We start from the raw sequence: 21,849 nt of genomic DNA on the forward strand, positions 1-21,849 counted from the left end.
GCGCGACGTTACGCGATACACACTTCTATAGACGATGCCCCGAGGCCGGCGAGAGGCCGGCCCCGGGAAATCACGGTGATCAGGACTTCGCGAGCGGGTTTTCGCGCAGGTAGCTGGAGGCGGCGGCGACGCCGGAGCCCGGCTGCACCTTCACGCCGTTGTCGAGCATGGCCATTTCCGCGCCCGCGATGGCGCCGAGGAGCGAGAGCTCGTTCAGGTCACCCACGTGGCCGATACGAAACACCTTGCCGGCCACCTGGCTCAGACCAGCGCCGAGGGCGAGGTTGTAGCGCACGAAGGCGTGCTTGATGATCGCGGCGGCATCGACGCCCTCGGGGACGAGGATCGCGGTGACCGTGTCCGAGTTCCACTTGGCTTCCTTGGCGCAGGTCTTGAGACCCCAGGCCGCCACGGCCTGGCGGGTCGCCTCGCCGAGCACGGCATGGCGATGGTAGACGTTCTCGAGACCTTCTTCCCGCAGGCAGGCGAGTGCCTCGCGCAGGCCGTAGAGAAGCGGCAGGGCGGGGGTGTAAGGGAAGTAGCCGGCGCCGTTCTGCTTCTGGTGGTCGGCCCAGTCGAAATAGACATGCGCGAGGCGATCGTTCGGACCCGACGACGATTCGGCAGCCTTCAAAGCCTTCTGGCTGACGCAGATCACGCCGAGACCGGCGGGGAGCATCAGGCCCTTCTGCGAGCCCGCAATGGCGCAATCGACCTTCCACTCGTCGGCGTAGAACGGCAGCGAGCCGATCGAGGATACGCCATCGACGAAGAGAAGCGCAGGGTGGCCGGCCGCGTCGATCGCCTTGCGCACGGCACCGATGTCGCTGGTGACGCCGGTGGCGGTCTCGTTATGGACCGTCATGACGGCCTTGATCTCGTGGTTCGTGTCGGCGCGCAGCGCCTCCTCGATCCGCTGCGGGTTCGCACCCGTGCCCCACTCTTCTTCCTGAACGATCACGTTCAGGCCGAGGCGCTGGGCCATGTCGATCCAGAGGTGGCTGAACTGGCCGAAGCGCGAGGTCAGAACCTTGTCGCCACGGTGCAGCGTGTTCGTCAGCGCGGATTCCCAGATGCCGGTGCCGGACGCGGGGAACAGGAAGATGGTACCTTCGGTGGAGCCGAAGACCGCCTTGGTCTCTTCGAACAGGGGCTTGGTCAGCGTCGGGAAGTCGACCGAACGGTGATCTTCCGAGGGGACGATCATCGCCCGCTGAACGCGGTCAGGAATGTTCGTCGGGCCCGGAACGAACAGATGATTCCGACCCGGTCGTCTCGTTGCCGCCATGTTGTGTCTCCGGTTCTTCTTTGGTTCGCGTGCACGCAGCGCACGACGCTGGGTTCGAATACGGTGGTCTAAGGTCGCGATCCGGCTTGGGTCGACGCCAGTGCGGTTCCTAAGCTTTGGATGAGGATACGACAACGTTGCCGAACGCCCGGCTCACGTTTTTCCGGCCGGATGCGATGGCATGGTCCGCGTCAATCGACGGGTGGCGTGAGGCCAGCCCCGAGGCATCTACGATGCCCGCGAGATCCGGAATGCTCGACGCAACCGCCTTCGACTGAATCAAGCCTCTCTCCGTTGGCCGGGGCGCGCGGTATTCGCACACTCCCATGGCCGTGGACGTCGTTTCTCACCTCGTCGGCGACCTTGATTTTGCCTCGTGCGGGCTCCGGACACACGCTTTCCAGCGCGATCCGGTGGGTCACCTTGGACCTGACTATGCCGAGGTTCGCGGTCGAAGGAAAATGCAAAAAACTTCGTCGCCACTCAAAAAATTTGTGGCGCAACGCAGCATCTCTGCGCCTTGCTTGAAAGGGGTCCGCTGCGAAGCGAGCAGAGGTCGCGTCATCAAACTGATACGGGAATCCGGTTTGGCTCAACGCACCGAAGCCATTCGGAGTGGGTCGTGGGCGAAGATACAGAGAAGACGATCCGCGTGAGGACGCTCTTCCTGTCCGATATGCATCTGGGCACGAAGGGCTGTCAGGCAGGGTTACTGCTGGAATTTCTGCGGGATTACGACGCCGATGAGATCTACCTCGTCGGCGATATCGTCGACGGCTGGCAGCTCAAATCGGGCTGGTTCTGGCCGCAGAGCCACAACGACGTGGTGCAGAAGCTGTTGCGCAAAGTGCGCAAGGGCTCGACGTTGATCTACATCCCCGGCAACCACGACGAATTCCTGAGAGATTATCTCGGCATGACGTTCGGTGGGATCGAGGTGGTGGACGACCGGATCCACGTCGCGGCAGACGGCAAGCGCTACCTCGTCATCCACGGCGACCAGTTCGACATGGTCGTTCGGCATGCCAAATGGATCGCCTTCCTGGGTGACGGGGCTTACACGTTCGCGCTCTTCATCAACACGCATTTGAATACGATCCGGCGCCGCCTCGGACTCGCCTACTGGTCACTCTCGGCCTGGGCGAAGTTGAAGGTGAAGAACGCCGTCAATTTCATCGGAAAGTTCGAGGAGCTTTTGAGCGCGGAGGCGAAGCGCGTGGGCGCCGACGGCGTCATCTGCGGACATATCCACCATGCCGCTCACCGCCAGATCGCCGGGCTGACCTATCTGAACACCGGGGATTGGGTGGAATCCTGCACCGCCATCGTCGAGCATTACGATGGCACCATGGAGGTGCTGCATTACCCGAGCGTACTGCGGGCACGCGCTGCCGCCGAAGAGGCGGAACGAGGCGCGGTCCTCTCGAAACCGGCAAGGGCGGTCGCGTGAGGCTGCTGATCGCCACCGATGCTTGGCACCCGCAGGTCAACGGGGTGGTCCGTTCGCTCGAGAACATGGCCAGCGCCGGCCGCGAGCTCGGGTTCGAGACGGTGTTCCTGACCCATCAGGATTTCGCTTCGGTGCCGCTTCCGGGATATCCCGAGATACGGCTTTCCTATGCCACGAAAGGTAAGGTCGCACGCCTCTGGGCCGATCTTGCGCCGACCCATGTGCATGTGGCGACCGAGGGGACCGTCGGCTACGCGACCCGCCGCTATTGCCTCTCGCATGGCCGCCCGTTCACCACGAGCTACCACACGCGCTTTCCCGAATATCTCGCCGCCCGCGCGCCCGTTCCGGAGAGTTGGAGCTACGCCTGGCTGCGGCGTTTCCACGGCGCGGCGAGCGGTACGATGGTATCGACCCCATCCCTCGAGCGTGATCTCGCCTCCCGTGGGTTCGGTAACCTGATGCGCTGGACGCGGGGAGTCGATACCGACCTCTTTCGCCCCGCTGGGCCGGATGACGTCCTGCCGGATGCCCTGGTCGGGTTGCCCGGACCGTTCTTTCTTTTCGTCGGCCGGCTGGCGGTGGAGAAGAACGTCGCGGCCTTCCTCGATCTCGACCTGCCGGGCACGAAGGTTGTGGTGGGAGACGGACCGGACCGGGCGCGTCTCGCCGGCCTGTATCCGCAGGCGTGTTTCCTCGGCACCCTGACCGGCGCGGCGCTTGCCCGGATCTATGCGGCGGCGGACGTCTTCGTGTTCCCGAGCCTGACCGACACGTTCGGCATCGTGCTGCTCGAAGCCCTGGCCTGTGGCGTACCGGTGGCGGCCTACCCGGTGACCGGACCGCTCGACGTCATCGGTGGCACCGGCGCCGGAATTCTCGGGCCCGACCTGCGCGAGGCCGCGCTCGCCGCCCTGTCGATCCCGCGCGAGCGCTGCCGCGCGGAAGCCCTGCGCTATACGTGGAGCGAGAGCGCGCGCCAGTTCTTCACCAACATCTCGTTGGCGCACGGCACCGGCCTTCCCGTCCCCCGGCGCCGATCGTTCCGGGCCGCACCGGCCGTTTGACCCGGCAACGAGGGATGGCTCCGTGATCCCGCTAGTAGGAGAGATTGGCCTCCCACACGTTTCTGCCCGTCCATCCCGTGACCGTCGGACGGGACGGGTGTAGGCAGACGGCCCGATGCCCAGACCGTTCACCGATTCCGTCGCCCGCACCCTCCCCGCTCTCATCGGTTGCGACGAGGTTGGGCGGGGCGCTCTATCCGGCCCCGTGGTCGTGGCGGCGGTGTGGTTCGATCCGGCCGTGTTCCCGGCCTCAGTGCTCGCCTGCCTCGATGATAGCAAGAAGCTCGACCGGGCGACGCGGGAGCGCCTGACTCCTTTGATCAGGGAACATGCCGAGGTTGCGGTCGCTGCCGGCTCGCGCGAGCTCGTGGACCGGATCAACGTCCGCGCCGCGACCCTCGACGCCATGAAGAGAGCCGTCGAGAAACTCGGGCTCGATGCGCCCGTGGCCGTCGATGGCCGCGACAGCATTCCCGGCCTTGCTCTTCCGTGCCGGGCGGTGATCGGTGGCGACCGGCTCGTACCGCAGATCGCCGCGGCCTCCATCGTCGCCAAGACCCTGCGGGATGATCTCATGCGGGCCCTGGCCACCCGTCATCCGGCCTATGCCTGGGATCGAAATGTCGGATACGGGACCGCTTCCCACCTTGCCGGCTTGGAGAGAATGGGCCGTTCGGCGCATCACCGGGTGAGCTTCACCAAGCGTTTTGCTTCATCACCCGCGGCAGTCACAACAGGCTGAGCTGAGCCCCGGTCGCGGCCGTGCGGTCGAAGAGATCCGTGCGCAGGGTGATGCGTGCATCTGCATAGCCGAGACGCTGCTTTGCGAGCCGCATGCGTTGGGCGATGAGGTCGGCATAGGCGCCGCCGCCGGTCATCCGCCGGCCGAAAGTCGCATCATAGGCTTTGCCGCCGCGGGCCTCTCGCACGAGCGACATCACATGGCGCTGGCGTCCAGGATAATGTTCGGCGAACCAGTCGTTCACGAGGTCGTCGAGTTCGAGAGGCAGCCGTAGAAGGACATGCCGCGCCTCGACGGCACCGCATTCCCGCGCCCGCTCCAACACCGCCTCGATCTCATGGTCGTTCAGCGACGGAATGACCGGTGCCATCATCACCATGACCGGGATGCCGGCGCGGCTCAGCTGGCGGATCGCATCGAGGCGCCGAGCCGGATGAGGAGCGCGAGGCTCCATGCGCCGGGCGAGGACCGGGTCGAGAGTGGTCACCGACATCGCCACTTTGACGAGTCCGAGTTCGGCCATCGGCGCCAGAATATCGATATCGCGGGCGACGAGATTCGATTTGGTAACGATACCGACGGGATGGCGGAAACGCGCCAGCACGCCGAGCACAGCGCGGGTGATGCCGTGGTCGCGTTCGATGGGTTGGTACGGGTCCGTAGCCGTCCCGAGGGCGATCGTCTCCGGCACGTAGCCCTGCACCGAGAGCTCCCGCTCCAGCAACTCGGCCGCGTTCGCCTTGTGGAACAGCTTCGTTTCGAAATCGATGCCCGGCGAAAGGCCCACATAGGCATGGTTGGGCCGGGCGAAGCAGTAGACGCAACCGTGCTCGCAGCCGCGATAGGGATTGATCGAGCGATCGAACGGCAGGTCCGGCGAAGTATTCCGTGTCAGGATGCTGCGTGCGCGCTCGGGAAGATCTTCCGTCGGCAGGCGTCGGACCGCGTCATCCGAAGCCCAGCCGTCGTCGAACGTCTCGCGCTGCGCCGGCTCGTAGCGACCGCTGGGGTTGGCCGTCGCCCCACGTCCCTTGCGTGCGCTTGTGGGGAAGGTGCTTCCCGCAAGCCGCCGAGCGGGGACGGCGAATGGGTCGTCGCATTCGCCGCCACCATCCTTCACCGCTCGGACCACGCTGCGAGTTCCGTCCCGGCCGGGTCCGTGAAATGAAAGCGACGGCCGCCGGGAAAGGTGAAGATCGGCGCTACGATCGTGCCACCTGCCGCCTCGATGCGGGCCTGCATGGCTTCGAGATCCTCGGCGTAGAGCACGGGCAACGGCATCGCTCTCGGTGCATCGGCATCGAAACCGCCATCGAGGCCCTGTTCGAAGGCGGCGTAGCGAGGGCCGTAATCGACGAATCTCCACCCGAAAGCCGTCCCGTAGAACGCTTTCACCCTGTCGAGATCGCCGCCCGGCAATTCGAGATAATCGATCTTACCATCCTGTCGCATCCGTGACCCCCAATTCGCCCTGACGCCAAAACCATACAGCGACTTTAGCCTTCGCTTTCGCCACCCGTCCTTACGATCTGAACATATCAGGAACACGACGGCTGGCGCTGCCCTTATTTCGAGCAATCGCCAGCTTATGACGCCCCGGAACGGTTTCTTGCGGAGCTTTCGTGGCCACCTGGCTTTTCCCACGCTGAAAATACGCTATGCGCGCGCATGATTTCGGCTCTGATCCATGTGGCGAGGCCGGCCGACCCCTTAGCGGTCGACCAGCTCGCCGACACCCTGGGGGCTCTCGTCGAGGGCGTTGCTGCCGGGCTCGTCGGCGATGCGGTGATTATCGCCCCAACCCATAACGCAGCGATTGATGCCGTCGCCGAGGCAACCGGCGCGACCTTCGTGGTCCGTTCGGGTGGTACGCCCCCTTGGTCGGCTGGCGCGAAGGCCGCGCGGCGGGAGTGGGTCCTCTGCCTCGAAGCAGGCGACGTTCCGGCCGAGGGCTGGATCCGCACGATCGATCGGTTCATCGGCACGGCGCGGCCGGAAATGGTCCTCGGGCGATTGCGCCGGCCGCATGCCGGGCTGCCGTCGCGTCTTGCGGCGCAGGGTGAGTCCGTGATCGGTGTCCGTGCGCCCCGCGCCGGGGACCTCGTGCGCCGCGACCGCCTGATCGCAAGCGGCGTCTTCTCGACCCGCCTGCATCCGCGACGGGTGAATGTGCGACTCAACCGAGGGTGATCAGACCGGGATCGAAGCGCCGCGTCGAAGGTGTTCGTCCAGGCGTGGCATGATCTCGACGAAGTTGCAGGGCCGGTGCCGATAGTCGAGCTGGGCCGAGAGAATGCCGTCCCAAGCGTCGCGGCAGGCGCCCGGCGAACCCGGCAGGACGAAGACGAATGTCGCGTTCGCGAGTCCTGCCGTGGCCCGTGACTGCAGGGTGGACGTCCCGATCTTGTCGTAGGAGATGCGGTGGAAGACCGCCGAGAAGCCATCCATCCGCTTCTCGAATAGCGGCTCGAGCGCTTCCGGCGTCACGTCGCGTCCAGTAAAACCGGTGCCGCCGGTGGTGATCACGACGTCGACCGACGGATCCCGCGTCCAGGATTCCACTTGTGCCCGGATCGCAGCTACTTCGTCGGGCACGATAGCTCTGCCGGCGAGACTGTGCCCGGCCGCGACGAGCCGCTCACACAGCGTGTCGCCCGAGCGGTCGTCTTCGGCGACACGTGTGTCGGAGACGGTCAGCACCGCGATGGAAAGCGGGATGAAGCTACGGGTCTTGTCTGCGGCGACCATGGCTGGCTGCTCTCGGCTCGGCGATAACGCTTCGTTCTACCCGTGAATGGGCCCGATGGTCGATCCCGACATATGAGCGTCCTCGGCTGCTCCCCGGGGCGGACACGATACCGTGCCCGGCTCTTGTCGTAGCTGCCGCCTCAGTTCCGCGCCGCGCGGAACGTATCGCAGGACTTGGTCTGGCCGCTCTTGTAGCCTGTCATGAACCACCGCATCCGCTGGTCCGACGAGCCGTGCGTGAAGGAATCCGGCACGGCATAGCCCTGCGACTGCTTCTGAAGCTTATCGTCACCGATGGCACTGGCTGCCTGCATGGCTTCCTCGATGTCACCGGGCTCCAGAGAGTTATACTTGTCGTTGGAGTTCTTGGCCCAGACGCCGGCGAGGCAATCGGCCATCAACTCCACGCGTACCGACAACTGGTTAGACTCGACCTTGCTGGATGCCGCCTGCTGGCGACCCTGGACCTTGCCCAGGATGCCCAGTTCGTCCTGAACGTGGTGGCCGACTTCGTGAGCGATCACATAAGCATAGGCGAAATCGCCTTTGACCCCGAACTTCTGCTCCATTTCCTTGAAGAACGACGTGTCGAGGTAGACCTTCTTATCGAGCGGACAATAGAACGGCCCCATCGCGGCCTGCGCTGATCCACAGCCGCTGCGCGTGCCTCCGGTGTAAAGCACCATGCCGGTTGGGCGGTACTGCTTGCCGGTCTGGTTCGGGAGAATTTCCTTCCAGACGTCCTCGGTATTACCGAGGATCGCAGCCGCGAAACGTCCGCTCTCGTCCGCCGGCTTTGTCTTGCGCTGGGCCTGGGTCTGCGGATCGACACGCTCCTGGCGCGGTTGTCCGCCGCCGCTCATCTGCTCGGCGCCACCGATCAGGATCGCGGGATTGATGCCTGTGACCCAGCCGATGATGCAGAGGATGACGATGGTGCCGATGCCGAGCCCGCCGGCACCGCCACCCGGAAAGCCTCCGCCGCCTCCACCGCCCTCGCCACGGCGGTCCTCGACGTTGTCCGAAGAGCGGAAATCTTCCCAGCGCATGATCTCGTCACCCTTCGTGGCGTAGCCCTACCGGAACTCGGTCGCCACGCGCATCACTGTCTTCGGTCCCGTGTGCCCGAACTAATCCCGCGGTGAAAGATACGGTTCCGCTTCCACCCCGGCTTTCGCCCTACGCTTTGCCGTCGAGGGTTGCCCTCAGCAGGCGAAAATCCCGCCACGCGAGACGTTTTTGAAGTGGCTGGCGTAGGAGATAGGCCGGGTGGAGGGTCGCCAGAGCCTTCACCTCCCGGTCACCCACCCGATAGGGATAGAACCGTCCTCGCGCCTTCAGGATACCGTCTTTCGTGCCGGTGATCGCCTGTGTCGCCGGACTGCCGAGGCAGACGATGATGTCCGGGTCGGCGAGTTCGATCTGGCGTTCGATGAAGGGTTTGCAGATCGACACCTCCTGTGGTGTCGGGTTGCGGTTTCCCGGTGGTCGCCATGGCACGATGTTGGTGACGTAAGCTTTCGTCCGGTCGAGACCGATCGCCGCCATCATCCGGTCGAGCAGTTGACCCGAGCGGCCCATGAACGGCTTGCCGACGCGGTCCTCGTCCGCTCCCGGCGCCTCGCCGATGAACATGAGTTTCGACGCCGGGTTTCCGTCGGCGAAGACGAGGTTCTTAGCGGTGAACTTGAGGGGGCAACCATCGAAGGTGGCGAGCAGTGCCTCAAGCTCTTCGAGGGAGGCGACATCGCGAGCCCGCGCCCGAGCGTCGCCCGCAGCCTCTCCGGGTTTCGCTGCCGCGGATTGTCCATAGGTCCGAGCCGGCGGGGCCGACGGCGCCTGCCCTCGCGCCGGCAACTCGCGGCGAGGCGGCACCGGATCGGCCTGCGGCCCCTCGCCAGACAGCTCGGCCCGCTGCGACAATACGGGGGATGGCGATCCGCGCTGTATCGTCGCCGGGCGCCAGGGCGCGGGATCGTCGGTTTCGGAGAAGCGATCGTGCGGGCGTTCGTCGAGACAAAGATCGACGCCGGATTCCACATGGAAGTCCAGTTCGGCGATCACGTCGCGCTGGTGGTCGGGGCCTTGGCTCATGGTTCTCGATGTGGCTCTTGCGGAGCCTGTGGACAACACTTCGCGGGGCGGGATCTACCATCGTCTGCATGGGTGCGGGACGGCCAGAACAAAGCTGAGACCATCCGCAGGCTTGCGTTCCCAGCTTGGAATGGGTTGAGAGTGTTCGCAATCATAACATCGCGCATTCGACGGCTGGTCTCGATCGGTTTCGGGTCGCGCGGCAGGAGGAGTTTATAGGATGGCGTTGCCCGAGCGCGAGGGTATGGATTTCGACGTGGTGATCGTCGGTGCGGGGCCCGCTGGCCTTGCCGCCGCGATCCGCCTCAAGCAGATCGCCGCCGATCTCACCGTCGTCGTGGTCGAGAAGGGGTCCGAGGTTGGGGCGCATATCCTGTCCGGCGCCGTGATCGATCCGCTCGGGCTCGACCGCCTGCTCCCCGATTGGCGTCAGGACGAGGCCCGGCCGCTCAAGACCGAGGTCGAGCGTGACGAGTTCCTGTTCCTCACCAAGAATAGCGGCATCGCCTTGCCGAACTTCGCTTTCCCGAAATTCATGTCGAACCACGGTAATTTCGTCGGCTCGCTCTCGAACATGACGAAGTATCTCGGCGCCAAGGCCGAGGAACTCGGCGTCGAGATCTATCCAGGCTTCCCGGCCTCGGAAGTGCTCTACGACGATGCTGGGACCGTCATCGGCGTGGCCACCGGGGATCTCGGCATCGGCAGGTCCGGCGAACCGCGGGACGACTACACCCGCGGCATGGAACTGCGCGGCAAGTACACGATCTTCGGCGAGGGCGCACGCGGCTCGCTCACCAAGACGCTGATCGACCGCTTCCAGCTCAACCGCAACAGCGATCACCAGAAGTATGGCCTCGGCGTCAAGGAACTCTGGCAGCTGAAGCCGGAGACGTTCGAGCCGGGTCTCGTGCGCCACACCATGGGCTGGCCGCTTTCGAACAAGACCGGCGGCGGCTCCTGGCTCTATCATTTCGACGATCACCTGCTCTCTGTCGGCTTCGTCACGCATCTGAATTACGAGAACCCGACCCTGTCGCCGTTCGACGAGTTCCAGCGCTTCAAGACCCACCCGATGATCCGCGACGTGTTCGAGGGCGCCAAGCGCATCGGATACGGTGCCCGCGCGATCATGGAAGGCGGCTGGCAATCGGTGCCGAAGCTTGTCTTCCCCGGCGGCTGCCTCGTCGGCTGCTCGGCCGGCTTCGTCAACGTGCCGCGCATCAAGGGTTCGCACAACGCCGTGCTTTCCGGGATGCAGGCGGCCGAGGCCATCGCGGCCGCTCTCACTGCCGGCCGGCAAGGCGACGAACTCACCGATTACGAGACGGGCTGGCGCGACAGCGACATCGGCCGCGACCTCAAGCGCGTGCGCAACGTCAAGCCGCTCTGGTCGAAATACGGCACGCTCGTCGGCGTAGGCCTCGGCGGCCTCGACATGTGGTCGCAGACGATCCTCGACGCCTCGCCCTTCGGCACGCTCAAACACGGCAAGCCCGATCACCTCGCCACGAAGCCGATCTCGGAGGTGACACCGATCGTCTATCCGAAGCCCGACGGTAAATTGACCTTCGACCGGCTCTCCTCGGTCTATCTTTCGAACACCAATCACGAAGAGGACCAGCCGCCGCATCTCAACGTCAAGGACGCGGCGCTCCAGAAGTCCTCGGAGCACGACGTCTATGGCGGCCCCTCGGCGCGGTACTGCCCGGCGGGCGTCTACGAATGGGTGCAGGAAGGCAATGGCGTGCGCTACCAGATCAACGCGCAGAACTGCGTCCACTGCAAGACCTGCGATATCAAGGACCCCAACCAGAACATCAATTGGGTGACGCCGGAGGGGCCGGGCGGGCCGAACTATCCCAACATGTGAGGACGCACCGGACCCTAACTGCCCGCCATCCTTTCGCCTTGCGAGGATGGCGGGAAGAGTTCAGTGTCCCCGCCCGATCGGCATCGGTCCCTGACGGACGATGCGCTACAAACGCGACTGGTGCCCATGAACGGAAACGCCGCGACCCGCCGGACCCTCTCGGCTCTCGCCCTGTGCCTCGCCGCCTCCGTGGCGACGTCGGTCACGGCCCTGGCCGCCCAGCCCCGGGAATCGGCTCCGGTGACGGAGTACGAGCCGGCGGAGTCGCTGGAGGGCAACTTCCTGTCCGCCTATATCGCCGGCGCGTCCAAGGACACCTCCGCCGCCGCCAGCTTCTACCGCGAGGCCGTGAAAGCGGACCCGCGCAATGCCGAACTGCTCGAGCGCGCCTTCGTGTCGCTTCTCGCGGACGGAGCACTGCCAGACGCATTCCGCGCGGCCGAGCGCCTCACCGCCCGCGATGGATCGAACGGCCTCGCCCAGCTCAGCCTCGGGGTTCGGCAGATCAAGGCCGGCCAGTTCGCGCAGGCCCGTCAGAACTTCGCCCGCAGCGGACGGGGTGCTGCAGCCGATCTCACCAGCACTCTCCTGACCGCCTGGGCCTATGCCGGTGCCAATGATGGCAAGCGCGCCCTCGAAGTGGTGAACAAGCTGAAGGGCGAGCGCTCTTACAACACTTTCCGCGACTTCCATGCCGGGTTGATCGCCAACCTCGTCGGCGATCAGGCGGAAGCGGAGCGCCGGCTCAAGGCCGCCTACGACGCCGACCAGAATACCCTGCGCATCGTCGATGCCTATGCCCGGTTCGAAGCGCAGGCCGGCCGCACGGACCTCGCCATCCAGGCCTATACCGCCTTCGATCAATTGCTGCCGCGCCACCCGATCGTGCGCGACGCCCTCGACAAGCTGAAGGCCGGCAAGCCCCTGACCCGCCTCGTCAACACCGCTCAGGAGGGCGCCGGCGAGGTACTCTACGGGCTCGGCTCGGCCGGATCGACCCAAGGCGACGAGTTGCCCGCCGTGGTCTATCTGCGCCTCGCCCTCTATCTCGCCCCCGAACACGCCCTCGCCCGCCTGACCCTCGCCGACACGCTCGACCGGATGAAGCAGACCGAGCGCGCCAACGATGCTTATGCGCAGATGCCGGCATCTTCGCCGCTGAAGCTCAACGCCGATATCCAGATCGGCCTCAATCTGGAGCAGATGGGCAAGGGCGAGGAGGCGACCCAACTCCTCGACGCCGCCATGAAGGAGCATCCCGACAGCATCGACGTCGTGACCGCCCTCGGCAACGTCCAGCGCTCGCGCAAGAAGTACGAAGAGGCGGCGGCCACCTACAGCCGCGCCATCGAGCTCATCGGCAAGCAGCCGGCGTCCAATTACTGGACGACCTTCTACTTCCGCGGCACCGCCTACGAGCGGGCCAAGCAATGGCCCAAGGCCGAGGCCGACCTCAAGAAGGCCCTGGAACTGGTCCCGCCGAACCAGCCGGCGGCGCGGGCGCAGGTGCTCAACTACCTCGCCTATTCCTGGGTCGACCAGAACATGAATATCGACGAGGCCTTCACCATGCTGAAGCAGGCCGTCGATGCGAGCCCGCGCGACGGCATGATCATCGACAGCCTCGGCTGGGCCTATTTCCGCCTCGGGCGCTACGACGATGCCGTGCGCGAGCTGGAGAAGGCCATCGAGCTCAAGCCCGGCGACCCCACGATCAACGACCATCTGGGCGATGCGTACTGGCGCTCGGGCCGGAGGCTCGAAGGCAAGTTCCAGTGGCAGCACGCCAAGGACCTGAACCCGGAGCCGGACGATCTCGTGAAGATCAATGCGAAGCTCAAGGACGGCCTGCCGGAACTCGAAAAGCCCGCTGCCACCGCCGAGAATCCTCCCGAGGCGGAGAAGGTGAATCCGGATCTGCCGAAGGGCGCCCCGGCCCCGAGCGAGCCCCCCGGCGCGGCCGACAAGAAGACCGGCGGCTGAGACCCGGCTTGACGGGTGGGGGATCGCGGGGCCAGACCGGCCGCGCATTCCCGCGGTCGAAAGACCCGCCCCTCTCCGACAGAGCAAGCCGTGCCAATCCTCGTCACCCGCGCTCCGGCGAAGATCAATCTCACCCTTCACGTCCTCGGCCGTCGTGAGGGGGATGGCTACCACGAGCTCGAAAGCCTCGTGGCCTTCACCGGTTCGGGGGATACGCTGAGCCTGGAGCCCGGGGCTGGCCTCAGCCTGGATGTGTCCGGGCCCACCGCCGGACCGGCCGGTCCCCTCGACGACAACCTCGTGATCCGTGCCGCCACAGGACTGGCCAAGGCCATCCCCGGGCTTCGCATCGGCGGCTTCCACCTCATCAAGCGTCTGCCCGTGGCGGCCGGGATCGGTGGCGGATCGTCGGATGCCGCCGCCGCCCTGCGGTTGCTGGCACGACTCAACGACCTTCCCCTCGATCACCCCGCCATCGTCGAGGCCGCCCGCGCCACTGGGGCGGACGTTCCCGTCTGCCTCGATCCGCGCGGCCGGATGATGCGGGGTGCCGGAGAGGATGTCGGACCGGCACTCGATTTCGCGCCGTTGCCGGCCGTGCTGATCAATCCGGGTGTGCCGGTCGCCACCGCACCGGTCTTCAAGGCGCTGGGGCTGACGGTTGGGCAACGCCACGCTGGCGAGGCCCACCCGCTCCTCGAGCGAGGTCTTGGCTTCGGCGAGATCCTGGCGGCGGTGACGCCGGCTCGCAACGATCTGGAAGCGCCGGCGCTCACGGTCGCCCCCGTCATCGCCGACACGCTTACGAGCCTGCGCGATCATGCGGGATGCCGGCTCGCCCGCATGTCCGGCTCGGGCGCGACGGTGTTCGGCCTGTTCTCGACCCGCTCCGATGCGGTTCGTGCCGCGGTCGCTATCCGGTCAGCACAGCCTTCCTGGTGGGTCCGGGCCGCCTTGCTGCGCTGATGGCCCATCCCTTCCCGGCTCGCGAGACGAGCCGGGATCGGCGGGCCGCTCTCGGCTCAGTGAGCCCGGGCGATGCAGAAATCCACCACCTGAAGCAGGGCCGATTTCATCGGCCCGTTGGGGAACAGCGCCAGGGCGTCACGGGCGATGGCGCCGTAATGCCGAGCGCGGTCGATCGTGTCTTCGAGAGCCCGGTGTTTCCGCAGGATGGCAAGCGCTGTGTCGAGATCGGACTCTTCGACCTGACCGTCCTGGAGTGTGCGACGCCAGAAGGTGCGCTCCTCCTCGCTGCCCCGTCGGAAAGCAAGGACGATCGGCAGGGTGATCTTCCCCTCGCGGAAATCGTCGCCGACATTCTTGCCCATCGAAGCACTGGTGCCGCCGTAATCGAGCACGTCGTCGATCAACTGGAAGGCGATCCCGAGATTCATGCCGTAGGAGCGGCACGCCGCCTGCTCCGCCCTTGGGCGGTCGGCGATCACCGGGCCGACCTCGCAGGCGGCGGCGAACAATTCCGCCGTCTTCGCGCGGATGACGGCGAGATACTCGTCCTCCGAGGTCTCGGTGTTTTTGGCGGCGGTGAGCTGCATCACCTCGCCCTCGGCGATGACGGTCGCGGCGGCCGAGAGGATGTCGAGAGCACGTAGAGAGCCGACTTCCACCATCATGCGGAAGGCCTGGCCGAGCAGGAAATCACCGACGAGCACGCTCGCCTCGTTGCCCCACTTGATCCGCGCCGCGACGCGGCCGCGCCGCATGTCGCTTTCGTCCACCACGTCGTCGTGGAGCAGGGTCGCCGTGTGCATGAACTCGACACTGGCGGCGAGCTTCACCGCCCCCTCCCCGGCCCCGTAGCCGCAGAGATCGGCGGTGGCGAGAGTGAGGATAGGGCGAAGGCGCTTGCCCCCGGACGCGATGAGATGGTTGGCCACCTCCGGAATCATCGCGACATCGGATCCGGTTCGCGACAGGATGGTCGCGTTCACGCGCTCCATCCCCTTGGCGACCAGGGCCACAAGATCGTTCAGGCTCGACTCCGGATCGGAGCGGCCCTCATCGAAGGAAACGACGACACCCAAACTCGATGCCTCCCGAGCTTTTCACACCAGGCAGATCCCGGCGGCGCACCCGCCGCTCGGGCCGATCCGCTCGGCCGGGCTATCTCCCGTGACCAACATCCACGCGGGCACCCCTTCGCATGCGCGCCGAGGCGCTGCAACATCCCGCGTTTCTCGCTGTATACAAAGGGTGGCGGCAGCGAGCCGCCGATGGGGCGGGTGGACGCATGAGAGAACTCATCCGGAGCAACGACATCGTCCTGATGGGCTTTGCCGAGTCGCTCCTTCAGGGGGCGGAGATTCCGGTTCTCGTCGCCGACATCCACATGAGCCTGCTGGAAGGTTCGATCGGTGCTTTCGCACGAAGGCTTCTCGTGCCCGACGACCATGCGACCGAAGCGCGCCGTCTTCTCGAGGATGCCGGCCTCGCGCACGAACTGCGCGATGCGTGAACCGGGTGACGAGCAGGCGGAGACTGGGCCGGATCTCTGGCTCGGCGGACGTCTTCGCCTGTATCAGCCGCCGCGAGGCGCCCACCGCGCGGGGACGGATGCGGCATTACTGAGCCGGTTGGTGCGACCGAAGTCGGATTCCACGATCGTCGATGTCGGTGCGGCAAGTGGAGCGGTGGGTCTCGCGGCGGCGCTAGAGGAACCGAGCGCCAAGATCGTCCTGGTGGAGAGAGACGCGGACCTCGCTCGTCTCGCCCGCAGGAATATCGAGGAGAACGGACTTCAGGGTCGGGCGGTCGTCATCGCCGCGGACGTCTTCTCGGTCGAAGCCCGCCGGGCGGCCGGGCTCGGACCCGAGATGGCCGACATCGTGCTCACCAACCCTCCCTTCTTCGAGGTGGAGCGTCACAGGCCATCGCCCGTCGCGGGGAAAGCCTCGGCCCATACCTTCGCGGAGGGCGGGCTCGAACCCTGGCTGAAGGCCTGCCTCGATGTGCTGAAGCCCGGAGGGACGCTTGGCCTGATCCATCGCGCCGATGCCCTCCCCGACTGCCTCGCCGCCATGAGGAGGCGCTTCGGAGGGATCATGGTTCGACCGGTCCATGCGCGAGCCGGGCGGCCCGCGATTCGTGTTCTGATCACGGGCATCAAGGGAAGCCGCGCGCCTTTTTCCCTGGCGCCGCCGCTCGTCCTGCATGGCGAGGACGGCGTGATGACGCCGGAGGCCGACGCTATCCATCGCGGGCAGCCCTGGCCGGCTTGGAACAAGGCGACGGCGAGGGCATAGGCCCCCGCCGCCAGACGATACGGCACGTTCGCTGAAGCGTCAGTAGAACCGGCGCCAATGGTGGTGGCGGTGGTGCCAATGCCGGCGGTGCCAGTGGTGACGATGCCAATGATGACGGCGATGCCAGTAGGGCCGGCGCCATCCATAGGCGGGACGGTGGTAGCCGTAGACCGGGCGGTAGAAATGTGGCCGCCAATAATGCCGCCTGTAGCCGTAATGCGGCCGGTGCCAGACGTGACGACGATGCCAGTGATGGCGGCGGTGCCAGCGGTGACGGTGCCAATGGGCCTGCGCCACAAGCGGCGTTGCGGCAGCTCCCTCGATGGCGGTGACGGGCAGTGGAGCGGCGCGCGCCTGGTTCAAGGAACCATAGGTCCCGCCCAATACCCCCATCAGAACGACCATCCACGTTGCGATACGCATGATGCTCTGTCTCCCTCCTCTTGTCCGGGCGTCGCCCGGTGGCCTCCGCGCTGCGGCACCGTGCTGCAACCCAGGCAGAGAAAAACGGCGAAGCCTGTAAATCGGTTCGGTCATCTCCATTTCGTGACTGTTGCCGGGTGGGGAGATGTCGCTCGTTCCCCGATCCAGGCGGCCCAGAACTTTCCAGCGAGACGAGACTGATGTCCCTTCCCCTGCCACGCTTCCTCCACCCGATCCTCCCCAAGGCGTGGCGTGGCCGCAAACCGACCGTGGCGGTTATCCGTCTCAGCGGCGTCATCGGTGCCGTCTCGCCGTTGCGGTCCGGCCTTTCCATGGCCACCGTGGCCTCGAGCCTCGAGAGCGGCTTTGGAATGACCGGCATCTCGGCGGTGGCGCTGGTCATCAACTCGCCCGGAGGATCACCGGCCCAGTCCCATCTCATCCACCGCCGCATCCGCGCGCTGTCGATCGAGAAGAGTGTGCCCGTCTACGCCTTCGTGGAGGATGTTGCGGCCTCCGGCGGCTACATGATCGCCTGCGCGGCGGACGAGATCATTGCCGATCCGACATCGTTGATCGGTTCGATCGGGGTGGTCTCGGCGGGGTTCGGCTTCGACAAGCTCATCGAGCGGATCGGTATCGAGCGTAGGGTCCATACTCAGGGCGAAGCAAAGGCGATGCTGGACCCGTTTCGCCCGGAGAACCCGGAGGACATCGTCCGCTTGAAGGTGATCCAGGCGGATGTGCAGGATCTGTTCACCACGCTCGTGTCCGAGAGGCGTCCCGCGGTTCGAGCTAGCAGCGACAACCTCTTCACCGGCGCGGTGTGGACCGGGCGGCAGGCGCTGCCGTTGGGCCTCATCGATGGCCTGGGTGATGCCCGCTCGACGTTGCGGGCGCGGTTCGGGGACGACGTCGTGCTGAAAGTCGTGGCCGAGAAGCAGGGTTCGTTCGTGAGTAGGCTCCTGCGCCGGGCCGTTCCGGGCTCCACAATCGTCGACGGCCTTGCCGCCGACGCCCTCGCGGCGGTCGAAGAGCGGGCGGCCTGGGCTCGCTACGGGTTGTGAGGTCTCAGCGAGTCGCGATGGTACAGGCCGAGGACGGCGCGCCGTAGCCGGAATACACCACGCGCACTTTGCGGGTGCAGGTCTCGGGCAAAGCAGGAGCAGGCACGCTAGCGACTTCGATCGGCGTCACCAGAGCGGGCATGGCGACGAGATCGGTCTTGTCCGTGGTGGCCAGCGCATTCGATGCCCCCATGACGAAGGGCGTTGCGGTCAGGGAAGCTGCAATGAGAGCCGCGAAGACAGTGAACGACTTGCGCATGGTCCGGTTTCCGCAATGTTCGCCGGTCGGTTGCGACCGGGCTGATCCCTTGATTTGTGCTAAGAACTTAGATCAAGCGAGACAGTTCCGGACGTAATGACAATCGTGGCGGAAATGTGTGCCGCCGCGCACCCGCGTGGGTGCGGGGCTTCGGCTTGACAGCGCGGGTACGCCTCTTAAACGCTGGCCGCTTTCCCGCTTACCGGAAGCTAGCCATGTCGAGCGCACAAGCCCTGCCGAGCGCTGTCGATCTCGCCCCCAAGACCTCCTTCCAAGGCTTGATTCTCACCCTGCAGAATTTCTGGGCGGCGCAGGGCTGCGTGATCCTCCAGCCTTACGACATGGAGGTGGGCGCCGGCACGTTTCATCCGGCGACGATTCTGCGCGCCCTCGGGCCGAAACCCTGGAAGGCGGCCTATGTCCAGCCTTCCCGCCGGCCGAAGGACGGGCGCTACGGCGAGAACCCCAACCGGCTGCAGCATTATTACCAGTTCCAGGTCATCCTGAAGCCCAACCCGCCGAACCTGCAGGAGCTCTACCTCGCCTCCCTCGACGCCATTGGTGTCGACCTGAAGCTGCACGACATCCGCTTCGTCGAGGACGATTGGGAGAGCCCGACATTGGGCGCCTGGGGCCTCGGCTGGGAGTGCTGGTGCGACGGCATGGAGGTGAGCCAGTTCACCTATTTCCAGCAGGTCGCCGGTGTGGAATGCGCTCCGGTGGCGGGCGAACTGACCTACGGGCTCGAGCGGCTGGCCATGTATGTGCAGGGCGTCGAGAACGTCTACGACCTCAATTTCAATGGCGGTGCGGGCGACGAGAAGGTCACCTACGGTGATGTCTTCCTCCAGGCCGAGCAGGAATACTCGCGCCACAATTTCGAGGCGGCGGATACCGCGATGTTGTTCCGCCAGTTCACCGACGCGGAGAAGGCCTGCCGCACCTATCTGGATGCGGGCGCGCCGGCGGAAGATTCGGGAACCCACCGGATGGTCCAGCCTGCCTACGACCAGTGCATCAAGGCGAGCCACGTCTTCAATCTGCTCGACGCTCGCGGCGTCATCTCGGTGACCGAGCGCCAGAGCTATATCCTGCGCGTGCGCGAACTGGCCAAGGCCTGCGGGGCCGCCTGGCTGAAGACGGCGGGCGGCGGAGCGGGTTGAGTCGCGGCACTGCTGCCCTTGCACGACTTCAGGCGCCCGGCATCGTCTTCGTGACATGCCCGGTCATTCTCTTACCTTCGCATGATGATCGTCGGGCGCGCCCTTGGCGCCGACGACATCCTGGAACAACATCTCGGACGCCCGCTCCCCATGCCTGATCTTCTCCTCGAACTGCGCTCCGAAGAGATTCCTGCCCGCATGCAGCGGCGTGCCGCGGAAGATCTGAAGAAGCTCGTCACCGACGCATTGGTGGAACGCGGCTTCCTCTACGAGGGAGCGAAGGCCTTCTCGACCCCGCGCCGACTGGCTTTGCATGTGGCAGGCCTCCCGCCACGCGGGAAGGACGTCCGCGAGGAACGCAAAGGGCCCCGCGTCGGCGCGCCGGACGGAGCAATTCAGGGATTTCTCAAGAGCGCCGGTCTCGCGAGTCTCGATCAGGCGACCATCGTCACCGATCCGAAAAAGGGCGAATTCTATGTCGCCGTGATCGAGCGGGCCGGCCGCGAGACGCTCGACGTGCTGGCCGAGATCCTGCCCGCCATCATCAAGAGCTTCCCCTGGCCGAAATCCATGCGCTGGGGCGCAGCGTCTTCCCAGCCGGGGAGCCTGCGCTGGGTGCGGCCGCTGCAATCCATCGTGGCGACCTTCGGCCCCGAGACCGAGACGCCCGAGACCGTACCGTTCTCGGTGGACGGAATCACCGCCGGCACCACTACCTACGGACACCGGTTCCTCGCGCCCGAGGCCATCGAGGTGCGGCGGTTCGACGATTACATCCAGGCGCTGGAGCGCGCCAAGGTCGTGCTCGACCCGGATCGGCGCAAGGACATCATCCTGCACGATGCGCGTGACCTGGCCTTTGCGCGCGGTCTCGAACTCGTGGAAGACGAGGGCCTGCTCGACGAGGTCGCCGGCCTGGTCGAATGGCCCGTCGTGCTGCTCGGCACCTTCGATCCGAGCTTCCTCGACATCCCGGCCGAGGCGATCCGTGCCACCATCCGCGCCAACCAGAAGTGCTTCGTGCTGCGTGAAACGGGCACTGACACGCTGGCTCCCGCCTTCATCCTGGTCTCGAACCTGATCGCCAGCGATGGCGGCCTCGCGATCACCGGCGGCAACGAGCGCGTGGTGCGTGCCCGCCTCTCGGACGCGAAGTTCTTCTGGGAGACCGACAAGGCGATCAGTCTGGAAGACCGTCTGCCGAAGCTCGACAGCATCGTCTTCCATGAAAAGCTCGGAACCCAGGGCGAGCGGGTGAAGCGCATCGCGTCGCTGGCGCGCGGGATAGCACCCAATATCGGCGCGGATGTACAACTCGCCAGTCGCGGCGCTCAACTTGCGAAGGCCGATCTCGTGACCGAGATGGTTGGAGAGTTTCCCGAGCTTCAGGGCCTCATGGGCCGCAAGTATGCGGCGCTTCAAGGCGAACATCCGAGTGTCTGCGCGGCGGTGGAAGAGCATTACAAGCCCGTCGGTCCATCCGACCGAGTACCGACCGATCCTGTTTCGATCGCCGTGGCCCTGGCCGATAAGTTCGACACCCTTGCGGGTTTCTGGTCCATCGATGAAAGGCCCACCGGCAGCAAGGATCCCTACGCGCTTCGTAGGGCAGCCCTTGGCGTGCTCCGGCTGATTCTTGAGAATGGATTACGTCTGAACCTCCGAGAGAATGTGCTGGAGGACGCCTTTTATGTTCAGAAGAACCGTCACGTCGTCGTCATATCCCTTTCCGGGAATGACGAGCACGATATGGCCGCGCTTGAGAACCATGGCAGCCTCGACAACCCCATGCCTGGCGATCTCCTCAACTTCTTCGCCGACCGCCTGAAGGTCTATCTTCGCGACCAAGGCGCCCGCCACGACCTGATCGACGCCGTCTTCGCCCTGCCCGGCCAGGACGACCTCCTGATGGTCGTGCGTCGGGTCGAGGCGCTGGGCAAGTTCCTCGAGACCGATGACGGTAGGAACCTGCTCGCAGGCTACAAGCGCGCGGCCAACATCCTGCGGATCGAGGAGAAGAAGGACGGGCGCAGCTACGAGGCCGAGCCCGACCGCGTCTCCATCGCCGCCTCCGGCGAGCCGGAGGAGCAGGCTCTGTCCGAGGCGCTGGTGACCGCCCGGGAAGCCGCGTTTGCGGCCGTGGCGGCCGAGGATTTCTCCGGGGCCATGCGCGCTTTGTCGATCCTGCGCGCGCCCGTTGATGCTTTCTTCGAGAAGGTCATCGTCAATGCCGACGATCCGGCCCTGCGTGAGAATCGCCTCGCCTTGCTCAACGCTTTGCGGGCGGCGACCCTGGAGGTCGCAGACTTCTCGAAGATCGAAGGATAGTGCGCGACCCTACCTGCGATGGGAGAATTTGGCAGGTTGGGGTGCGAAATGGGAACGGTCTAGCTCGTATCGCCGTTGGGCGCATGGTTTTGAAGGAGATT

21 protein-coding genes are annotated in these 21,849 nt (G+C 65.6%); 12 read left to right on the forward strand and 9 right to left on the reverse strand.

Features of this window, described 5'->3' with window-relative positions; translation table 11 throughout:
* Positions 1-79: 79 nt before the first annotated feature.
* On the reverse strand, positions 80-1,288 hold the full coding sequence (locus IPV08_RS03115) for an aminotransferase class V-fold PLP-dependent enzyme (protein WP_207410705.1): 1,209 nt from the start codon (positions 1,286-1,288) through the stop codon (positions 80-82).
* Positions 1,289-1,910: 622 nt separating this feature from the next.
* On the opposite strand from IPV08_RS03115, the gene IPV08_RS03120 reads away from it, so the two are divergent.
* From IPV08_RS03120 to IPV08_RS03130, 3 genes are all read left to right on the forward strand, one after another.
* Positions 1,911-2,738 carry a metallophosphoesterase gene (locus tag IPV08_RS03120; protein WP_207410707.1) on the forward strand — a complete coding sequence of 276 codons (828 nt, stop codon included), beginning with the start codon at positions 1,911-1,913 and terminating at the stop codon, positions 2,736-2,738.
* Positions 2,735-3,805 carry a glycosyltransferase gene (locus IPV08_RS03125; RefSeq protein WP_207410709.1) on the forward strand — a complete coding sequence of 357 codons (1,071 nt, stop codon included), beginning with the start codon at positions 2,735-2,737 and terminating at the stop codon, positions 3,803-3,805. The genes IPV08_RS03120 and IPV08_RS03125 overlap by 4 nt, the downstream gene beginning before the upstream one ends.
* Positions 3,806-3,920: 115 nt before the next feature.
* Complete coding sequence (locus tag IPV08_RS03130; RefSeq protein WP_207410711.1) at positions 3,921-4,547, forward strand: ribonuclease HII; 627 nt, start codon at positions 3,921-3,923, stop codon at positions 4,545-4,547.
* Here the strand turns inward: IPV08_RS03130 and IPV08_RS03135 are convergent.
* Both IPV08_RS03135 and IPV08_RS03140 read right to left on the reverse strand, forming a co-directional pair.
* Positions 4,534-5,679: a PA0069 family radical SAM protein gene (locus IPV08_RS03135; RefSeq protein ID WP_348646063.1), complete on the reverse strand. Its 1,146-nt coding sequence runs from the start codon at positions 5,677-5,679 to the stop codon at positions 4,534-4,536. The genes IPV08_RS03130 and IPV08_RS03135 overlap by 14 nt on opposite strands.
* The gene (locus IPV08_RS03140; protein WP_207410713.1) at positions 5,664-5,999 is read right to left on the reverse strand and encodes a VOC family protein; all 336 of its coding nucleotides are present in this window, start codon (positions 5,997-5,999) and stop codon (positions 5,664-5,666) included. The genes IPV08_RS03135 and IPV08_RS03140 overlap by 16 nt, the downstream gene beginning before the upstream one ends.
* Before the next feature lie 216 nt (positions 6,000-6,215).
* Here IPV08_RS03140 and IPV08_RS03145 point away from each other — a divergent pair, with 216 nt between their 5' ends.
* The gene (locus IPV08_RS03145) at positions 6,216-6,737 is read left to right on the forward strand and encodes a hypothetical protein (RefSeq protein WP_207410715.1); all 522 of its coding nucleotides are present in this window, start codon (positions 6,216-6,218) and stop codon (positions 6,735-6,737) included.
* On the opposite strand, the gene moaB is transcribed toward IPV08_RS03145, so the two are convergent.
* The 3 genes from moaB to IPV08_RS03160 form a co-directional block, all read right to left on the reverse strand.
* Entirely contained in the window at positions 6,738-7,295 is a 558-nt protein-coding gene (gene moaB, locus IPV08_RS03150) for a molybdenum cofactor biosynthesis protein B (RefSeq protein ID WP_207410716.1), read from the reverse strand.
* Between the two features lie 140 nt (positions 7,296-7,435).
* The gene (locus IPV08_RS03155; protein WP_056430046.1) at positions 7,436-8,344 is read right to left on the reverse strand and encodes a neutral zinc metallopeptidase; all 909 of its coding nucleotides are present in this window, start codon (positions 8,342-8,344) and stop codon (positions 7,436-7,438) included.
* A 130-nt stretch (positions 8,345-8,474) separates the two neighbouring features.
* Complete coding sequence (locus IPV08_RS03160; protein ID WP_207410717.1) at positions 8,475-9,389, reverse strand: uracil-DNA glycosylase; 915 nt, start codon at positions 9,387-9,389, stop codon at positions 8,475-8,477.
* 220 nt (positions 9,390-9,609) lie between these two features.
* On the opposite strand from IPV08_RS03160, the gene IPV08_RS03165 reads away from it, so the two are divergent.
* The 3 genes from IPV08_RS03165 to IPV08_RS03175 all read left to right on the forward strand — a co-directional run bounded on the left by IPV08_RS03165 (position 9,610) and on the right by IPV08_RS03175 (position 14,211).
* On the forward strand, positions 9,610-11,262 hold the full coding sequence (locus tag IPV08_RS03165) for an electron transfer flavoprotein-ubiquinone oxidoreductase (protein ID WP_207410718.1): 1,653 nt from the start codon (positions 9,610-9,612) through the stop codon (positions 11,260-11,262).
* A gap of 126 nt (positions 11,263-11,388) precedes the next feature.
* Positions 11,389-13,245 (forward strand): tetratricopeptide repeat protein, encoded by a 1,857-nt coding sequence (locus IPV08_RS03170; protein ID WP_056430037.1) that lies wholly within the window; start codon positions 11,389-11,391, stop codon positions 13,243-13,245.
* Between the two features lie 90 nt (positions 13,246-13,335).
* Positions 13,336-14,211: a 4-(cytidine 5'-diphospho)-2-C-methyl-D-erythritol kinase gene (locus tag IPV08_RS03175; RefSeq protein WP_207410719.1), complete on the forward strand. Its 876-nt coding sequence runs from the start codon at positions 13,336-13,338 to the stop codon at positions 14,209-14,211.
* Between the two features lie 56 nt (positions 14,212-14,267).
* Here IPV08_RS03175 and IPV08_RS03180 read toward each other — a convergent pair whose 3' ends face one another.
* The gene (locus IPV08_RS03180) at positions 14,268-15,290 is read right to left on the reverse strand and encodes a polyprenyl synthetase family protein (protein ID WP_056430030.1); all 1,023 of its coding nucleotides are present in this window, start codon (positions 15,288-15,290) and stop codon (positions 14,268-14,270) included.
* A 206-nt stretch (positions 15,291-15,496) separates the two neighbouring features.
* Here IPV08_RS03180 and IPV08_RS03185 point away from each other — a divergent pair, with 206 nt between their 5' ends.
* Both IPV08_RS03185 and IPV08_RS03190 read left to right on the forward strand, forming a co-directional pair.
* The gene (locus IPV08_RS03185; protein ID WP_207410779.1) at positions 15,497-15,721 is read left to right on the forward strand and encodes a DUF2007 domain-containing protein; all 225 of its coding nucleotides are present in this window, start codon (positions 15,497-15,499) and stop codon (positions 15,719-15,721) included.
* On the forward strand, positions 15,714-16,508 hold the full coding sequence (locus IPV08_RS03190) for a methyltransferase (RefSeq protein WP_207410720.1): 795 nt from the start codon (positions 15,714-15,716) through the stop codon (positions 16,506-16,508). Before IPV08_RS03185 ends, IPV08_RS03190 begins: the two co-directional genes overlap by 8 nt.
* Positions 16,509-16,547: 39 nt before the next feature.
* Here IPV08_RS03190 and IPV08_RS03195 read toward each other — a convergent pair whose 3' ends face one another.
* Positions 16,548-16,931, reverse strand: a complete 384-nt coding sequence (locus tag IPV08_RS03195; RefSeq protein ID WP_207410721.1) for a hypothetical protein — start codon at positions 16,929-16,931, stop codon at positions 16,548-16,550.
* A 200-nt stretch (positions 16,932-17,131) separates the two neighbouring features.
* On the opposite strand from IPV08_RS03195, the gene IPV08_RS03200 reads away from it, so the two are divergent.
* Positions 17,132-17,998 carry a S49 family peptidase gene (locus tag IPV08_RS03200; RefSeq protein WP_207410722.1) on the forward strand — a complete coding sequence of 289 codons (867 nt, stop codon included), beginning with the start codon at positions 17,132-17,134 and terminating at the stop codon, positions 17,996-17,998.
* A 4-nt stretch (positions 17,999-18,002) separates the two neighbouring features.
* On the opposite strand, the gene IPV08_RS03205 is transcribed toward IPV08_RS03200, so the two are convergent.
* A complete protein-coding gene (locus tag IPV08_RS03205) occupies positions 18,003-18,257 on the reverse strand; it encodes a hypothetical protein (RefSeq protein WP_207410723.1) in 255 nt (84 codons plus the stop codon).
* 215 nt (positions 18,258-18,472) lie between these two features.
* On the opposite strand from IPV08_RS03205, the gene IPV08_RS03210 reads away from it, so the two are divergent.
* Both IPV08_RS03210 and glyS read left to right on the forward strand, forming a co-directional pair.
* Positions 18,473-19,420: a glycine--tRNA ligase subunit alpha gene (locus IPV08_RS03210; protein WP_207410724.1), complete on the forward strand. Its 948-nt coding sequence runs from the start codon at positions 18,473-18,475 to the stop codon at positions 19,418-19,420.
* A 150-nt stretch (positions 19,421-19,570) separates the two neighbouring features.
* Complete coding sequence (gene glyS / locus IPV08_RS03215; RefSeq protein WP_207410725.1) at positions 19,571-21,748, forward strand: glycine--tRNA ligase subunit beta; 2,178 nt, start codon at positions 19,571-19,573, stop codon at positions 21,746-21,748.
* The last annotated feature ends 101 nt before the right edge of the window (positions 21,749-21,849 follow it).

The organism is Methylobacterium sp. SD274, from assembly GCF_017355285.1.
GTDB lineage: Bacteria > Pseudomonadota > Alphaproteobacteria > Rhizobiales > Beijerinckiaceae > Methylobacterium.

Excerpts from the sequence above, each read along its gene's own strand:
- IPV08_RS03115 (WP_207410705.1), bottom strand. The coding sequence starts at position 1,288 with ATGGCGGCAACGAGACGACCGGGTCGGAATCATCTGTTCGTTCCGGGC.
- IPV08_RS03130 (WP_207410711.1), top strand. The coding sequence starts at position 3,921 with ATGCCCAGACCGTTCACCGATTCCGTCGCCCGCACCCTCCCCGCTCTC.
- IPV08_RS03140 (WP_207410713.1), bottom strand. The coding sequence starts at position 5,999 with ATGCGACAGGATGGTAAGATCGATTATCTCGAATTGCCGGGCGGCGAT.
- IPV08_RS03145 (WP_207410715.1), top strand. The coding sequence starts at position 6,216 with ATGATTTCGGCTCTGATCCATGTGGCGAGGCCGGCCGACCCCTTAGCG.
- moaB (WP_207410716.1), bottom strand. The coding sequence starts at position 7,295 with ATGGTCGCCGCAGACAAGACCCGTAGCTTCATCCCGCTTTCCATCGCG.
- IPV08_RS03155 (WP_056430046.1), bottom strand. The coding sequence starts at position 8,344 with ATGCGCTGGGAAGATTTCCGCTCTTCGGACAACGTCGAGGACCGCCGT.
- IPV08_RS03160 (WP_207410717.1), bottom strand. The coding sequence starts at position 9,389 with ATGAGCCAAGGCCCCGACCACCAGCGCGACGTGATCGCCGAACTGGAC.
- IPV08_RS03165 (WP_207410718.1), top strand. The coding sequence starts at position 9,610 with ATGGCGTTGCCCGAGCGCGAGGGTATGGATTTCGACGTGGTGATCGTC.
- IPV08_RS03170 (WP_056430037.1), top strand. The coding sequence starts at position 11,389 with ATGAACGGAAACGCCGCGACCCGCCGGACCCTCTCGGCTCTCGCCCTG.
- IPV08_RS03185 (WP_207410779.1), top strand. The coding sequence starts at position 15,497 with ATGAGAGAACTCATCCGGAGCAACGACATCGTCCTGATGGGCTTTGCC.
- IPV08_RS03190 (WP_207410720.1), top strand. The coding sequence starts at position 15,714 with ATGCGTGAACCGGGTGACGAGCAGGCGGAGACTGGGCCGGATCTCTGG.
- IPV08_RS03195 (WP_207410721.1), bottom strand. The coding sequence starts at position 16,931 with ATGCGTATCGCAACGTGGATGGTCGTTCTGATGGGGGTATTGGGCGGG.
- IPV08_RS03200 (WP_207410722.1), top strand. The coding sequence starts at position 17,132 with ATGTCCCTTCCCCTGCCACGCTTCCTCCACCCGATCCTCCCCAAGGCG.
- IPV08_RS03205 (WP_207410723.1), bottom strand. The coding sequence starts at position 18,257 with ATGCGCAAGTCGTTCACTGTCTTCGCGGCTCTCATTGCAGCTTCCCTG.
- IPV08_RS03210 (WP_207410724.1), top strand. The coding sequence starts at position 18,473 with ATGTCGAGCGCACAAGCCCTGCCGAGCGCTGTCGATCTCGCCCCCAAG.
- glyS (WP_207410725.1), top strand. The coding sequence starts at position 19,571 with ATGCCTGATCTTCTCCTCGAACTGCGCTCCGAAGAGATTCCTGCCCGC.